Source organism: Caulobacter hibisci (assembly GCF_016135805.1).
Classification (GTDB): domain Bacteria; phylum Pseudomonadota; class Alphaproteobacteria; order Caulobacterales; family Caulobacteraceae; genus Caulobacter; species Caulobacter hibisci.
The window spans coordinates 62400-77509 of the sequence record NZ_JADWOX010000016.1 but is presented as its reverse complement, the minus strand read 5'-3'; the positions used below and the strand labels follow the sequence as shown (position 1 = coordinate 77509).

Below are 15110 nucleotides of genomic sequence, written 5' to 3'. Positions count from 1 at the left end.
CTTTCGGACGGGGAGAGGCCTTAGGCCACCTTCACCCGGGCGGCGCTTTCGGGCAGGTCCTGGCCGAAGGCGCGCTGGAAGAACTCGGCGACGGTCGGGCGTTCCAGCTCGTCGCACTTGTTGAGGAAGGTCAGGCGGAAGGCCAGGCCGATGTCGCCATCGAAGATCTCGGCGTTCTGGGCCCAGGTGATCACCGTGCGCGGGCTCATGACGGTCGAGATGTCGCCGTTCATGAAGGCGTTGCGGGTGAAGTCGGCGACGCGGACCATGGCCGCCAGGGTGCGCTTGCCCTCGGTGGTGTCGTAGGACGGGTTCTTGGCCAGCACGATGGCGGCTTCGACGTCGTGCTCCAGATAGTTCAGCGTGGTGACGATCGACCAACGGTCCATCTGGCCTTGGTTGATCTGCTGGGTGCCGTGATAGAGCCCGGTGGTGTCGCCGAGGCCAATCGTATTCGTCGTCGAAAAGAGACGGAAATAGGGGTTGGCGCGGATCACCCGGTTCTGGTCGAGCAGGGTCAGCTTGCCGCCGGCCTCGAGCACGCGCTGGATGACGAACATCACGTCCGGACGGCCCGCGTCATATTCGTCGAACACCAGGGCGATCGGGCGCTGCAGAGCCCAGGGCAGGATGCCTTCGCGGAATTCGGTGACCTGCTTGCCTTCCTTCAGGACGATGGCGTCCTTGCCGACCAGGTCGATCCGCGAGACGTGGCTGTCGAGGTTCACCCGCACCAGCGGCCAGTTCAGCCGCGCGGCGATCTGCTCGATGTGGGTCGACTTGCCGGTGCCGTGATAGCCCTGGACCATCACCCGGCGGTCCTTGGCGAAGCCGGCGCAGATGGCCTTGGTCGTCTGCGGGTCGAAGCGATAGGCGCTGTCGATCTCCGGCACGTGGCTGTCGCGGTGCGTGAAGGCGGGCACCTTCATGTCGCTGTCCACGCCGAAGGCGTCTCGCAGGGTGACCCACTTGTCCGGGGCCAGGGTGATCAGGGGATCGGCGGCGTGGCTGTCGGTCAGTTCGGGCATGTTTTCCGATTAGCGCTTCGACCCCGGGGAGGGGAAGGGGGAATTGCGGAAAGAAGAGGCTTGATGATCAAGGAACCTCCCCCTGTGGGGGAGGCGATCGCGTAGCGATCGGTGGGGGGAGGGATTGCGAGGGTGGGGGAGGGATTGCGAGGGCGGCCAAGATCGCGGCGGCTGAAACCGTCCCCCCACCGGCCTTCGGCCGCCTCCCCCACGGGGGGAGGTTCCTCGCGCACGCAAAAAGGCGGCGGATTGCTCCGCCGCCCTCTTGGTTAGTCTCTGGTCGCCTTAGTGGCTGGCGATGATCACCGAGGCGATCAGGCCGGTGGCGACGGCGGCCAGGACGTACTGGTCGTTGACGCGCTGCCAGCGGTAGCCGCGGGGCGGCTGGCGCAGGCCGTGACGACGGTAGTCCTTCACGTAGTAGCTGTCGGCGCGATAGCGGCTGTCGAGGCGCTGGCCCTTGGCCCAGCGGCGGTCCTCGCGGCGCTCGGCGCGGCGGTCGTCACGACGGTCGTCGCGGCGTTCCTGTCGGGCCTGGTCGCGGCGGCCTTCGTTATAGGCGCGCTGTTCCTGGCGGTCGTCATGGCGCGGCTGGGCCATGGCGGTCCCCGACAGGGCGGTCCCGGCCAGCAGCGAAGCGGCGACGGCGGTGATGATGAGACGTTTCATGGCGTAGTCCTTTCGTTCGATGTCCCCACCTTAGACAGGTCGTTTTGGACTGGTGATGAACGGCGGACATCAGGAACGGTTCATGTTTCATTCAAGAAATATTGTAGCAATACCTGCGATCTTTGCGTTGCGTCGCCGGGCGATTTCGCGCGTTGAGTGCGCATGGCCCTGACGCTTCGTTTCGACCCCCGCCGCGACCTGCCCGTGCTGCTGAAGGCGGCGCGGCGCGAACTGGCCGCCACGGCCGCCCTGCTGGTGGCTGGCCTGGGCCTGCTGGCCTTCCTCAACATCGCCGACGAGGTGGTCGAGGGTGAGACCCGGGCCATCGACCTGGCCGTGCTGCAGCACCTGCGCGTGCCCGGACAGCCGCACCAGCTGGTCGGGCCCGAATGGCTGCACACGGCCGCCGCCGACGTCACCGCCCTGGGCTCGGTCACGGTGCTGACCCTGCTGGTGATCCTGGCCCTGCTCGCCCTGGCCAGCCTGCGCCGCTGGGCCGAGGCCCTGGTGGTGCTGGTCGGGGCGGCTGGCGGGGTGGCGATCAGCCAGGGCCTCAAGCACGTCTTCCTGCGCGAGCGTCCCGACCTCGTCTACCGCGCCGTCGAGGCCGCCAATCCAAGCTTCCCCTCGGGCCACGCCATGCTGTCGGCGGTGGTGTTCCTGACCCTCGGGGCCCTGGCCGCGCGCTTCGCCCAGAAACGCCGGCTGAAGGCCCTGGCGCTTGGCGCTGCGGTGTTCTTCTCGGTGCTGGTGGGGCTCAGCCGGATCTATCTCGGCGTCCACTGGGCCAGCGACGTCCTGGCCGGCTGGTGCGTCGGCGCGGCCTGGGCCATGGCCTGCTGGCTGGCGGCGTGGGGCTGGGGGCGGTTCTTCGCATCGCCGCTGGCCCAAGACGTCGCCGAGCGAACTCCTCCCTCGCTTTAGCGGGGGAGGTGGCGCGCCGCTATCAGCGCCGTGACGAAGGGGGCAAGGGACGGAGCACCGTGCGCGCCGCCGCCCCCTCCACCGCTTCGCGGTCCTCCTCACGGTGGAGGAGCTAGAGGCGGCGGAACCGCAAGGATTGTTGCTGGACGCGCTTGCGTGGACCGTCTTGCGGTAGGAGGCGCAGCGCTATGAGCCAGGCAAACAGGCCCGCGGCGGCGACGAGTTTATTTCCCAGGAATATCGGCGTCCGAGACCAGCCCCAGAGGGCATAGAGAAGAAGCGCAAACGCCAGAAGACCCGACCGCAGGAGCGGCCTGTGCGTCTTGCGTCCGACAGCGCTTAACCAGCCCAACCCCCACATCAATATGAAGAAGGCTAGAGTGCCCGGCCAACGGGATTCCATAAACCGGAGAAGCTCTTCCATCGCCGGGCTTCCCTCAAGCCGCTGCCACGGCTCCCGTCGTCCGCCGCACGCGCCAGAACCGGATCGTCCGCAGGGCGCTCTCACGCGGCAGGGCGGCGTAGAGTTCGCCATAGGCCTTGGCCTTGCCCATCACCTCGTCGGACGGATCCAGGATCAGCAGGGCGAAGGTCAGGAACAGGGCGCGGTCGAAGTCGGCCGCCTTGCAGACCACGGCCAGGCCGTCGAGCTCCTTGCGCTCGAGGATCTTGCGGGCGGTGTGGAAGTCGATCTCGGCCATGTCCGACAGGGCCCCGAGGAACAGGGTCGTGTGCTTGGCGCGCAGCATGCCGGCCAGGGCCTGGGGCGTGACGCCGCCGCGAGCCTTGATCTTGGAGAGTTCGGTCATGGCCGCGTCGTAGTCGGCCGGCAGGGCGCCGTCGCGCGTGGCCAGGCGGTTGCGGCCGGCGGCCAGGGCCGCCTCCAGCACCGCCGGGTCCAGAGCCTCGTTGCGGGCCATGATCCGGTCGCGCAGCCGGCTCTCGGCGACGAAATACATCTCGTTGAGCAGGTCGGCCGGCAGGTTCTGGCGGTCGATCACCGCCTCGTGCAGGGCCGGATTGGCCTGGGCGCGGTCGACCACGGTCTCGTGGGCCTCGCGCGACAGCCGGGCGCCCTCGTTGCGGATCAAGACGCCCAGGGTGTCGTCGTCGCCGCGCGCGACGATGGCGTCGGACACCGCCGACGAGACGCTGGGCCGGGCCGAGATCGCCCGCAGGTGCTCCTGCCCCTGCGTCTGGGCCACGTGCAGCAGGTCGGCGTCCGACAGCGGGGCCGCGCCGGTCAGGATCGGGCGGGCCACGGCGATGCTGTCGTTGGCGAGGTTGCGGGTCAGGGCCGGCGGCGGGGCCGACGACTGGCCCAGGCGCTCGGCCAGCTCGACGCGGACGGCCTCTTCCATCTCGCCGGCCAGCTGGCCCATGACGTCGTCGAACAGGCCCAGCTCGACGGCCCCGTGGCCCTCGGTGGTGAAGAACAGGTCGGTTACCCCGCGCAGCAGCTCGCGCCGGCGCGTGCTGGACGGCTCGTCGGCGAGGGCGATCAGGTCATGCAGCCGCGATTGCAGCATCAGAGGTCGCTCTCCTCGGCGGGGGTCTTCTTCTTGGCGGGCGCGTCGCGGCCGGCCTCGCGCGCGGCCTGGGCCAGCCAGTCGGCCGAGCCGTGGTCGGGCCCGTCGCTCAGGTCGGCGGGGGCGGTGGCCTGGGCGGCCGGATCCACGGCCATCAGCACGGTGTTGGGCGGTCCGGGGGCGGCGATGCGGTCCGGCGTCAGGCCGAACTGCCGCCCGACCGAATAGGTGCGCGGCGCCAGGCTCCCCGAGGCGCGGGCGTTGGCGTAGACCGGCGGGGCGGCGGCCGCCTGGACGACCTTCTGGACGGGCGGGGCCGCCGGCGTCGGAACGGGCGTGGGAACGGCGACGGGCGGGCCGCCGGCCAGCTCGGTCCTTTCGTTCCACGGCTTGCGCGCGGCGGGCGCGGCGACGGCGGCGGGCGCGATCGCGGCCGAGGCGACGGGCGGGCTGTAGAGACTGGTGGGCAGGGCGGCCTGGACCGGCTGGCGCGCCGGCGCGGGCGGCGGGACATAGGCGGCGGGCGCCGGAACGGCGTCACGGGCCCAGGGCGCGGCGGCCGGCCGTTGGGGCGGCGCCGAGACGGCGTCACGCGCCCATGGGGCGGTTTGGGGGGCGGTTTGGGGCGCGGCCTGGGGGTAGGCTTGTGGCGCGGGCGCGGTGCGGGCGGCCTGCGCCCGAGGCGCCTGCTGGGGCTGGAAAACCGGCGCGCTCTCGGGCGCCGGCGCGGCGACCTTGCCGGCCCAGCTCAGCATCGGACCGGTATAGGTCGACCGGGCGGCCGCCTCGACCCGCTGGCTGCGCGGCCCATAGCGGCTCTCGCGCACATCGTCGGCGCGCGCCGGAAGGGCGACGCTGGCGATCAGCAACAGGGGCAGAGCGAGGCGCATGCCGGTCCGGAAAGGGTTTCTCCCGGTTCGAATCCTTAGCTGGACAGGCTTAACTGCCGCCTAACGATGCGTCCGAAGGTCGGGTGTGCGACCTTTTGGACGGGGATAGGAGGGCGTCGAATACGGTGCGACCCGAATGTCCGCTTTCGACCTTGAGCGGACGGAGCAACGAAGACGCCCCTCTCTCTTAGAGAGAGGGAGGGGCCCGCCGCCGCAGGCGGTGGGAGGGTGAGTGGTTACGGTCTGGCCGATCGGAGCGCGGCCAGAATGTCGTCGGCTGTTCCGCCAGGGTCGGCCAGGACACGATCGTTGTGGAATCTCAAGACCACGTATCCGAGCCGCTCCAACGTGTCGGTGCGACGGTCGTCGTAGTCTTCGCGGCCGTCATGTCGCAGATGAAGTCCGCGAAATAGCGGTCGATCGCAATCTGCCGCATGAACTTGAAGCCGGCGAGGCGGCGGTTACGGATGAGAGCCCAGAGCTTCTTTTCCGCCAAGGTCTGGTTCTGGCGAAGGCGGCGGGCGTAGGCTGTCCGGTCCATGACCAAAGCCTGGGCACGGCCTTCCAGCGCTCGCAATCATAGAAATAGGGGTTTCCCGGTGAACGGCGAAACCACTCACCCTCCCACCGCTTCGCGGCGGGCCCCTCCCTCTCTCTAAGAGAGAGGGTTGGTGTGGTCTACCCACCCACACCCGTCGCTCTGCTCGTCAGCTCAGGGACGTGAGGATCTACCGCCCCCGCCACCAGGCCAGCAGCCGCCGCTCGGCGCCCGCCAGGGCCGCGTGCACCGCCACCCCCATCAGCGCCAGCACCGCCAGGGCCGCGAAGCCGCGGGCGGTCTGCAGGCGGTTGAAGCTTTCCAGCATCCGCCAGGCCAAGCCCTGACTCGAGCCCGAGCCGGCCACGAACTCGGCCGCCACCGCGCCGACCAGGGCCAGGCCCGCCGCCACCTTCAGCCCCTCCAGCAGGGCCGGCAGGGCCGAGGGCAGGCGCAGGCGGACAAGGCGCTGCCAGGGCGTGGCGCCATAGAGGTCGAACAGGCGCGACAGGTCCGGATCGGCGGCCTTCAGCCCGGCCACGGCCCCTGAATAGATCGGGAAAAAGGCGATCACGGCGGCCAGGGCGGTGACCGCCCGGCCCGGATGGTCGATGCCGGCCCAGATGGTCACCAGCGGCGCGATGGCGATCACCGGCGTTACTTGCAGGATGGCCGCCACGGGCGCGAAGGCGTCTTCGACCACCGGCCGCAGGGCGGCGGCGAAGGCGATGGCCAGGGCGACGAGGGCGGCCAGAACCAACCCCGCCAGCGCCGTCGACAGCGTCCCCCAGGCGCTCGACGCCAGCAGCGGCCCGGCCTCGACCAGGGCCTGGGCGACAGCGCTCGGGGCCGGCAGCAGGTAGGCGGGCACGTGCAGGGCGCGGCAGGCGGCTTCCCAGGCGGCGAGCAGGAAGGTCACGAACAGGACCGGGGCGAGGAGGCGGGTCATGCCTTGACGCCCCGATCTTCAACCCAAAAGCCGATCTTCCCCGCGAAGGCGGGGACCCAAGCCGAGTCCGACGCGCGTCCCCACGTCCGCAGGCCGTCCTGAACACCTGCTTGGATCCCCGCCTTCGCGGGGATGCTCGGAGAAAAAGCGAGGGTCAACGGCCGGCCTCCAGCAGCGCGGACACGGCCTCCACCGTCTCGCGGAACTGAGCGGTCGTCCGAAACCCCGCCGGCCGCACCAGCGGCCCGTCCACGCGCACCTCGCCGGCCACCACGCCGGGTCCCGGCGTCAGCACCACCACGCGGCCGGCCATGTAGACGGCCTCCTCGACATTGTGGGTGACGAACACCACGGCCGGCGACAGGTCCGCGCACAGGGCCAGCACGTCGTCGGCCAGGGTGCGGCGGGTGATCTCGTCCAGGGCTGCGAACGGCTCGTCCAGCAGCAGCAGGCGCGGGCGGGTGACCAGCGCCCGCGCCAGCGAGGCCCGCATGGCCATGCCGCCCGACAGCTGGGCCGGCCGGGCGTCCTGCGCCCCGTCGAGGCCGACCTGGGCCAGGGCCGCGCGCGCCCGTTCCCGCGCCTCCCGCGCCGGAACCCCGGCCAGCTCCAGCGGCAACGCGACATTGGCCGCCGCGCTCATCCACGGCGCCAGGGTCGGCGCCTGGAACACCACCGAGGTCTCGCCCTTGCCGGCCGCCCGGGTCACGGTCCCCCGCGTCGGTTGTTCCAGCCCGGCCAGCAGCCGCAGCGCCGTCGACTTCCCACACCCCGACGGCCCGACCAGCGCCACCACCTCGCCGGCGGAAAGCGCCAAGTCGACCGGCCCCAGGGCGCGGCCGCGCGGGTAGTCGACCTCGACCTGATGGAGAGAAGCGATCATTTCCCCTCCCGTTGGCGGATGGGGGAGGGGCAGGGGTGGGGGTGGCTGCTGAGCATGAAGGAACCCACGCCGCGTCCGGTCGGACCGCCGCGCCACCCCCATCCCCGACCCTTCCCCCATCGAGGGGGAAGGGCGCTGTGCTCGGCCCCGCTCACTTCGGCAGGAACGCCAGGCTATACGCCCGCTTGTATTCCAGGCCCTTGTCGTAGACCCCCTGGTCGGCCGCCACCTTGAAGAACTCCGCCCACCGGGCGTCGGTCATCGCGCCGATGCCGTCCTTGGGCACGATGCCGTAGGACCGCATCTTGTCCCGGGCCTGGTCGAGCAGGGCCTGGGTCATTTCGGGGTTGTCCTTGAGGATCAGGGCGTCGCCCGGCTTGGCGTCGCCGTAGAGATAGCTGTTCCAGCCGGCCGCCAGGGCGTCGCTGATCGCCTGCACCTGGGCCGGCTTCTGGGCGATCATCGCGTCGCTCACCAGGGCGAAGCTGGCGTAGGCCGGATAGCCGTCGTCGGCCAGCAGGAACACCGCCGGCTTCTCCCCGCCCGCCTGCTCGATCAGATAGGGCTCCGAGGTCGCATAGCCCTGCTGGATCAGGCTCTTGTCGGCCAGGAACGGGGCGACCGAGTAGTTGTACTTGCGCACCTGGGCGTCGGTGAAGCCGTGCTTGGCCTTCAGCCACACCCAGAAGGCCGTGACAGAAGCGTCCGACAGCAGGATCGGCTTGCCCTTCATGTCGGCGATGCTGTTCACGCCCGCGCCGGCGTGGGCGATCAGCACCTGCGGGTCCTTGTCCATGTAGGCGGCGACGGCTTTGACCGGCACGCCCTCCTTGGCCAGGTTCAGCACGATGAAGCTGTTGGAGCCGACCCCGATGTCGACCGCCCCGGTGGCCAGCAGCTGCGGCACGTTCACGCCCGGACCGCCCTGGACGACGGTGACGTCCAGCCCGCGCTTGGCGAACTCCCCCGTCGCCACCGCCTGGTAGTAGCCGCCCAGCTCCGCCTGGGCCCGCCAGTCGGTGGCCAGCTTCAGCTTGGTCAGCCCGGGCGCGGCGTCCTGCTTGGCGGGGGAACAGGCCGACGCGAACGCGGCGAGGCCGGCGGCGGTCACGGCGCGGCGCGAAAAGGTCATGTGGCGGATCCCCCGATACGATGCGGCGCGGAGGTTAGCGGCGGCGATCCCGCACGCAAAGCCTGTCATTCCCCTTTTGGCGGGAGGCTCGCGGCCGCGGTCATCCGCGGTGCGTTCGTTCGTGGCCCAGGGCGATGACGATCGCCGACAGGATGACGCCCGTGAGCGAGGCGGTCAGTCCGACGGCGACGCTGACGCCCATCCAGACCAGGGCGGCGCCCGCCGCCAGGCTGGCGGTGACGCACAGATAGCCGAGGTCGGTCAGCAGCGAGGCCGGCCCGCCGAACGCCCGTCGGCCGTAGATGCCGGCATGGACGAGCGCGATCACCAGAACAGAGAAAAGCACGGCGCCATCCTGAGGGGGGCGGTGTCCGCGACGGGTCGTTCCCGCAGCGTCTCGCCGCGCCCATGCCAACAGCAGAGTTTGGCCGTCGTCAACCTTCGGTAGCGGCCTCCAGCCACCGCCCGACCTTGGCGTACAGCACCTCGCGCTGCACGGGCTTGGCGATGTGGTCGACCATGCCGGCGGCGAAGCAGCGTTCCACCTGCTGGGGCAGGGCGTCGGCGCTCATGGCGATGATGGGGACCTTGCCGGCCGGGCCGTCGAGGCCCCGGATGGCCCGGGTGGCGGCCAGGCCGTCCATCTCGGGCATGTGGATGTCCATCAGGATGATGTCGAACTGGCCGCGCGCGGCCGCCGCCAGGGCCTGGCGGCCGTTCTCGGCGGTCTCGACATGGCAGCCGGCCAGGCGCAGCAGGCCGACCCCGATCTCGCGGTTCATCGGGTGGTCGTCGACCAGCAGGATGCGCGCGGCGCGGGGATCGCGGGCGACCTCCTCGACCTCGGGCGCGGCCAGGGGCTCGGCCTCGGCGGCCGGCAGTTCCAGCCAGAAGCACGAGCCGTGGCCCGGCGCGCTGTCGGCCCCGATGCGGCCGCCCATCAGCTCGACCAGCGACTTGCTGATCGCCAGCCCCAGCCCGGCGCCGCCATAGGCGCGGGTCGCGCCGCTGTCGAGCTGGACGAAGCGCTGGAAGAGGCGAGCCTGGTCCTCGATCGGCACGCCCACCCCGGTGTCGATGACCTCGAAGCGCAGGCGGTCCTCGACCTCGCCGGGCTCGACGATCAGCCGGGCGACGATCTTGCCGCGCTCGGTGAACTTCACCGCATTGTTGAGCAGGTTCAGCAGCACCTGGCGCAGGCGCAGGGCGTCCAGGTCGTGCAGGCCGCCGACCGGGTCGATGACGTCGATCTCGACCGTCAGGTTCTTGCCCTCGGCCTCGGGGCGCACGATCCCGACCGCGTCGTGCAGCACCGCCTCGGCCGAGGCCGGCTGCATCAGCAGCTCGACCTGGCCGGAATCCACCCGCGACACGTCGAGGATGTCGCTGACCACGGTCAGCAGGGCGCCGCCGGCGGTGTCGATCATGCCGACCTGGCGATGGGCGTCGGCCGGCAGGTCCTCGCGGCTGGCCAGCAGCTGGGCAAAGCCGAGGATGCTGTTCAGCGGCGTGCGGATCTCGTGGCTCATCGTGGCCAGGAACTCGGTCTTGGCCTCGGCGGCGGCCAGGGCCCGGGCGCGCGCGGCGCGGGTCAGAAGCTCGCGTCGCACCAGCAGGCGCCGCAGCCGCTCCTGCTGCGCCAGGGCCAGGCCCGCGGCCAGGGCGGTGACGAACACCACCGTGACGAAGCACTGGATCAGCCGCGTCATCTGCGGCGGGTTCCAGGGCTCCAGCAGTCGGCCCTGCCAGATGTTCCAGATCCCCATCGGCAGGGAGACGACGGCGATGGTCAGGGCCGCTTCGGCCGCCCCGCGCGGGCCCAGCCGGAAGGCGCACAGCATGGCGGCCGGGAACAGCACGAAGGGCAGGGGCGCGCGGGTGTCGTGGAACACCGCCGCCGTCAGCAGGATCATCAGCAGGAACAGGCCGGCCCGCTCGAAGGCCGAACGGTGGAAGGCCCGCCGGTGCTCGGAATCGATCAGCACCAGCACGGCCGGCACGATCAGGGCCATGCCCAGGGCGCCGCTGACGAACCAGTCGCGCCACACCGCCAGGAACGGCGTACCGTCCAGGGCCGCCAGCAGGCCGGCGGCGATCGCGGCGGTGACCGCCACCACCGGCGCGATCACCGTCGCCAGCAGCGCCAGGTGGCGCATGGTCCGTACCCGGGGCGGCCCGCCGAAGGCCCGCCGCACGGCCTCGCGCGCGCCCCAGGCCTCGGCCAGGTTGACGGCGGTGAAGATCAGCGCCCGGTCCAGGCCGTCGCCCAGCGCCAGGCAGATGCAGAAGTGGGCGACGCCGACGATCACGGTAAGGATCAGCCGGCGCGGCGGACCCAGGGCCATCAGGCCGACGGCCAGCAGGGCGGTGCAGGGCCATAGGGCGGCGATGCCGTTCGGACCGCGGGTCAGGCCGTCGCTGAACAGCTGCGTGACGACGAACGCCGCGGCCACGACCAGCAGCAGCGCGGTCTGTCGCCGTGTCTCCTGTAAGGCGGCGCTTCGCGTCATCTTGTTCCCGTACCCCAGACGGAAAGACTTACGCCGAACAACGGTTTCAGTTTCGGCGCCAATAGCCGCTGTGACGCTATGCCGCAATGGTCTTTGGTGGTGTCGGATATCCGACAAATGGGCGCTGGGGTGCCCTTTTAGGGCGTCAAGCTGTTGAAAAATATGCTCTTGCCCTGCGGTCGTCCGCAGACGACCGCAGGGGCGGGCCTTTATCGCGGAACGCGTCGGCCTAAGTCGGCGCGCCTTCGGGAGCCGTTCGCTAGGGGCGTGAGGCGAGGGCGGCGGTCACGGCGGCATCGGCATCAACGCACCCGTGGCCGAAGGCTTCGTTTCGTTGGCCTGCGCCAAGGCCGCCGATCTTCCGCGCGGTCCTTTCCAGCAGAGCCTTGACGGCGGCGGCGGTTAGGCTCGGATTGACCGATAGCACCAGTGCGCAGACGCCGGCCGCCAAGGGCGTGGCGCTGGAGGTGCCGCCGAATTCCAGCGTGTAGTCTCCATCCGCGTAGCCGGAGGGCCGAACCACGCCTCCTAGCGTGCGCGAACCGGTCACGTCGCAGGTGAGGATGCCCCAACCGCCCCTACCGCTTGAGGGCGCGCATATCGAGATTTCTGCGCCGAAGTTCGAATAGTCGGACTTCTCGTCTCTGCTGTTCGAGGCGGCGACCGCTATGACATCTGGGTGAATCGCGAAACCGTTCACGGTGGCGCCCATGGGATCGTTGATGTTCTGGTCGTCGTTGCCGGCGGCGAACAGAATGACGCATCCCTTGTTGTCGCGACCCTCGCTGGCGCAGCGGGAGATCGCCCTTTGCACGCGCGTAGAGAGCCTGAAGACGCTTGCCCTGGCCTTCCAGCTGCAACTGACGACCCACGCCCCCTTGGACGCGACATAGTCGAACCAGGCTTCGAGTTGGGAGTCCGAAATCTCATTGCCCCAGCGTACGGGCATGAGGGTAGCCCCTGGAGCGGCGCCATAGACGCCGGACGTCTTGGCCTGTGCGAGGGCGACGCCCGCGCACGCCGTTCCGTGCCAGTCGCCTTCCTCCAGGTCGGGGGAAGGATCCGCCGTCCTGCGCGTGAAGTCCCATGGATGGACGATCTTGCCGACCGCCGAAAGATCGGGGTGGGTCAGGTCGAAGCCGTCGTCGATGACCGCGATGATCGCGGAGCTTGAACCGATCGTCTGGGCGGTGTTCCAGGCGGCGATGACCCGCGCATCGGCGCCGGTTAGGAAGCCGAGGGTGGCGCCCCGGTGCTGGCCGACGTTGCGAAGGTGCCACTGGTCGGCGAGCATGCCGCCCGACGGCGGATTGAAGCTGGCTCGCGCCGCTGGCGTGGCGAACTCAGGCTCGCAGACCTCGATGTGCGGCGACTGCTGAAGCAGTTCGGCGACCTTCAGCGGATTGGGGGACAGCGTGGTCACGCGGGCGAGAATCTCGCGGTCCCGCGGCGCGGAAATCACCTGCAGGCGCCCGCTGTCCAGCACCGCCTCCTGCTGAGCCTGCGTCACTCCGGCATTGAAGGCGATGAAGATCACGCCTGTCGGCACGAACGGGACGCCGTCGTCCGAGGTATGGAAAACGTGCGTGCCCTTGGCCATGGCGGAGTCTGCGCGCAGCAGGTCTAGTTTCTCGTCGCTGCCGGGAGCGCCGCCGTCGACCTTGACGATCTGGAACCCGCCCAGGGTCTCGCCGGATATGGCTTCCGGAGCGATATCGTGGAGGGCGCGGGTCGCTGCCTCCGCCATGCCGGCGCTAGGGCGCACGGCGATCAGATCTTCGCTCTTGGTGAAGGCGACGGTCTGTCCTCCCAACCTCAACAGCGTCTGCGTCATCTTCAGCCCCCCGGCTCACCGACCACTCCGTCGGCTTTCGCATAACCATGTTACGCAAAATGGGCGTTTAATCAACCTTTAGGAGTGTTTCCGTAGTCGCTCTAGCCCCCGCCCCTCAGGCCGCCGCCGTCTCCGCGCCGATCCAGCGGTTGAGGGTGGCGATCAGGACGTCGCGTTGGATGGGCTTGGCGACGTGGTCGACCATGCCGGCCTGGCGGCAGCGCTCGATCTGCTGGGGCATGACGTCGGCCGACAGGGCGATGATCGGGGCCAGGGCGGCGGGGCCGTCCAGGGCCTTGATGGCGCGGGCGGCGGCCAGGCCGTCCATGCGCGGCATGTGGATGTCCATCAGGATGACGTCGAAGCCGCCGTCGGCGGCGATGCGCACGGCCTCGTCGCCGTCCTCGGCGGTCTCGACGGCGCAGCCGGCCAGGATCAGCATGGCCGCGCCCAGCTCGCGGTTCATCGGGTGGTCGTCGACCAGCAGCACCCGGGCGACGGCTTCCTGCGGGGCGGCGTCGGCGTCGGCGGCGCAGACCGGCTCGGCCGGCACGGTGAACCAGAAGGTGGCGCCTTGGCCCAGAGCGCTGTCGACGCCGATCTCGCCGCCCATGCGGGTGACCAGGGTCTTGCTGATCGCCAGGCCCAGTCCGGCCCCGCCGAACGCCCGGCTGATCGAGCCGTCGGCCTGGGAGAAGCGCTGGAACAGGCGGCTCTGCACCTCGGGGGCGATGCCGATGCCGGTGTCGGTGACGGTGAAGCGCAGGCGCTCGGGGCCGCCGGGATAAGGGGCCTCCAGCGAGACAGTGGCCCGCACCGATCCGCCGGCGGTGAACTTCACCGCGTTGTTGAGCAGGTTCAGCAGCACCTGGCGCAGGCGGGCCGGGTCGAGGGCGTAGTCCAGGCCGTCCGGCAGGTCGGCCTCGACCCCCAGCGACAGCCCCTTGGTCTGGGCGTCCAGGGCGATGATCGAGGCGGCGTCGGCTAGCAGGGCGGCCGGATCCACGGCCTCGGGCCGCAGCTCGACGCGGCCGGCCTCCAGCCGCGAGAAGTCGAGGATGTCGTCGACGATGGTGGCCAGCGAGCCGCCGGCCTGGGCGATCAGCTCCAGCTTGCGGCGACCGGCGGGGCTGAGCCCGTCCTCGGTCTCGGCCAGCAGGTTGGCGAAGCCCAGCACGCTGTTGAGCGGCGTGCGGATCTCGTGGCTCATGGTCGCCAGGAAGTCGGTGCGGGCGCGGCCGGCGGCCTGGGCGCGGGCCCGGGCGGCGCGGGCGGCGGCGCTGCGGCGGGCCATCAGGCTCTTGAGCCGGGCCTCCTTGGACAGCGACAGGGCCGCGGCCAGGCAGGTGAAGAAGATGGTGGTGACGAAGGCCTGGACCATGCGGATGCGGTCGACCTCGGCCCAGCGCGGCGCGATCCGGGCCACGGCCTCGCCGCCGATGGTCATGGGCGCGGTGATGGCGATGACGATCATCGCGCTCCAGGCCGCGCCGCGCGGGCCCAGCTGGAAGGCCGCCAGCATGGCCGCGGGGAAGATCAGGAACGGCATCGGCGTCCTGGTCTTCAGGAACGAGAAGGCCGTGATCGCCGCCACCAGGCCGTAGAGGGCCAGGCGGATCGGCAGGGGCCGGCGGAAGGCCGCGTCCGGCGTGCGGTCGAGGATGATCAGGGCCGCGGGCAGGGTGATGATCATGCCCATGCCGTTGGCCGAGGCCCAGCCGGCGAAGAAGGTGGCGACGTCGGCGCCGACCATCGGCGCGGTCAGGGCCGCGCCCACCGCCGCCGCCATCAGGGTGATGGGCAGCATGCAGGCCACCAACACCAGGGCCTGGCGGACGCTGCGGATCGAGGCGCGAGGGCCGCGCAGGCGGCGGGTCAGGGCCGCCGCGCCCAGGCTCTCGGCCATGTCGCAGCTGGCGTAGATGACGATGACCAGCCACGGATCGCCAGCCAGGTGATGGACGACGGCGTTGGTGGCCAGGGCGATCAGCACCATGATCCGGCGCTGGACGCCCGAGAGGTGCAGCATCGAGGCCGCCAGTATGGCGTTCATCGGCCACAGCGACGGCATGCCGTTGGAGTCGCGGGTCAGGAGGTCGCTGAACGCGAACGAGATCACGAAGGCCGCGGCGAGACCCGCCAGCAGCCCCCAACGCCCCAAGCCTTCGGAGGCGCTGTCGCGTGCTCGTTCGACTCTTAAGGTCACGTCCCCGACTTCCCCCTC

At 70.5% G+C, this 15110-nt stretch carries 12 protein-coding genes and 1 pseudogene; 1 reads left to right on the top strand and 12 read right to left on the bottom strand.

The genetic code is table 11. The features are described from left to right. Positions 1-20: 20 nt before the first annotated feature. Positions 21-1028: a cobaltochelatase subunit CobS gene (cobS, locus tag I4Q42_RS19590; RefSeq protein ID WP_198577775.1), complete on the bottom strand. Its 1008-nt coding sequence runs from the start codon at positions 1026-1028 to the stop codon at positions 21-23. A 285-nt stretch (positions 1029-1313) separates the two neighbouring features. Then, positions 1314-1697: an RcnB family protein gene (locus I4Q42_RS19585; RefSeq protein ID WP_198577774.1), complete on the bottom strand. Its 384-nt coding sequence runs from the start codon at positions 1695-1697 to the stop codon at positions 1314-1316. A 162-nt stretch (positions 1698-1859) separates the two neighbouring features. Here I4Q42_RS19585 and I4Q42_RS19580 point away from each other — a divergent pair, with 162 nt between their 5' ends. Further along, entirely contained in the window at positions 1860-2621 is a 762-nt protein-coding gene (locus I4Q42_RS19580) for a phosphatase PAP2 family protein (RefSeq protein WP_198577773.1), read from the top strand. Positions 2622-3058: 437 nt separating this feature from the next. On the opposite strand, the gene I4Q42_RS19575 is transcribed toward I4Q42_RS19580, so the two are convergent. The 10 genes and pseudogenes from I4Q42_RS19575 to I4Q42_RS19530 form a co-directional block, all read right to left on the bottom strand. Continuing rightward, positions 3059-4150, bottom strand: coding sequence for a DUF2336 domain-containing protein (locus I4Q42_RS19575; RefSeq protein WP_198577772.1), 1092 nt, complete (start codon positions 4148-4150; stop codon positions 3059-3061). Then, a complete protein-coding gene (locus I4Q42_RS19570; protein ID WP_198577771.1) occupies positions 4150-5040 on the bottom strand; it encodes a hypothetical protein in 891 nt (296 codons plus the stop codon). Before I4Q42_RS19570 ends, I4Q42_RS19575 begins: the two co-directional genes overlap by 1 nt. 236 nt (positions 5041-5276) lie before the next feature. After that, positions 5277-5581 (bottom strand): annotated as a pseudogene (locus I4Q42_RS19565) (DUF559 domain-containing protein). A 187-nt stretch (positions 5582-5768) separates the two neighbouring features. Continuing rightward, the gene (locus I4Q42_RS19560) at positions 5769-6527 is read right to left on the bottom strand and encodes an ABC transporter permease (protein ID WP_198577770.1); all 759 of its coding nucleotides are present in this window, start codon (positions 6525-6527) and stop codon (positions 5769-5771) included. A gap of 154 nt (positions 6528-6681) precedes the next feature. Continuing rightward, entirely contained in the window at positions 6682-7410 is a 729-nt protein-coding gene (locus I4Q42_RS19555; protein ID WP_198577769.1) for an ABC transporter ATP-binding protein, read from the bottom strand. A 151-nt stretch (positions 7411-7561) separates the two neighbouring features. Next, positions 7562-8542 (bottom strand): ABC transporter substrate-binding protein, encoded by a 981-nt coding sequence (locus I4Q42_RS19550; protein WP_198577768.1) that lies wholly within the window; start codon positions 8540-8542, stop codon positions 7562-7564. A gap of 100 nt (positions 8543-8642) precedes the next feature. Continuing rightward, entirely contained in the window at positions 8643-8888 is a 246-nt protein-coding gene (locus tag I4Q42_RS19545) for a hypothetical protein (RefSeq protein WP_198577767.1), read from the bottom strand. A gap of 88 nt (positions 8889-8976) precedes the next feature. Further along, a complete protein-coding gene (locus I4Q42_RS19540) occupies positions 8977-11052 on the bottom strand; it encodes an ATP-binding protein (RefSeq protein WP_198577766.1) in 2076 nt (691 codons plus the stop codon). Positions 11053-11311: 259 nt separating this feature from the next. Beyond that, positions 11312-12886, bottom strand: coding sequence for a S8 family serine peptidase (locus I4Q42_RS19535; RefSeq protein ID WP_198577765.1), 1575 nt, complete (start codon positions 12884-12886; stop codon positions 11312-11314). 115 nt (positions 12887-13001) lie between these two features. Then, positions 13002-15092, bottom strand: coding sequence for an ATP-binding protein (locus I4Q42_RS19530; protein ID WP_332873117.1), 2091 nt, complete (start codon positions 15090-15092; stop codon positions 13002-13004). Between the last annotated feature and the right edge of the window lie 18 nt (positions 15093-15110).

Bases quoted from the DNA above. Each gene is read 5' to 3' on its own strand.
- I4Q42_RS19560 (WP_198577770.1), bottom strand. From the start codon at position 6,527: ATGACCCGCCTCCTCGCCCCGGTCCTGTTCGTGACCTTCCTGCTCGCC.
- I4Q42_RS19570 (WP_198577771.1), bottom strand. From the start codon at position 5,040: ATGCGCCTCGCTCTGCCCCTGTTGCTGATCGCCAGCGTCGCCCTTCCG.
- I4Q42_RS19535 (WP_198577765.1), bottom strand. From the start codon at position 12,886: ATGACGCAGACGCTGTTGAGGTTGGGAGGACAGACCGTCGCCTTCACC.
- I4Q42_RS19580 (WP_198577773.1), top strand. From the start codon at position 1,860: ATGGCCCTGACGCTTCGTTTCGACCCCCGCCGCGACCTGCCCGTGCTG.
- I4Q42_RS19550 (WP_198577768.1), bottom strand. From the start codon at position 8,542: ATGACCTTTTCGCGCCGCGCCGTGACCGCCGCCGGCCTCGCCGCGTTC.
- I4Q42_RS19575 (WP_198577772.1), bottom strand. From the start codon at position 4,150: ATGCTGCAATCGCGGCTGCATGACCTGATCGCCCTCGCCGACGAGCCG.
- I4Q42_RS19540 (WP_198577766.1), bottom strand. From the start codon at position 11,052: ATGACGCGAAGCGCCGCCTTACAGGAGACACGGCGACAGACCGCGCTG.
- I4Q42_RS19555 (WP_198577769.1), bottom strand. From the start codon at position 7,410: ATGATCGCTTCTCTCCATCAGGTCGAGGTCGACTACCCGCGCGGCCGC.
- I4Q42_RS19585 (WP_198577774.1), bottom strand. From the start codon at position 1,697: ATGAAACGTCTCATCATCACCGCCGTCGCCGCTTCGCTGCTGGCCGGG.
- cobS (WP_198577775.1), bottom strand. From the start codon at position 1,028: ATGCCCGAACTGACCGACAGCCACGCCGCCGATCCCCTGATCACCCTG.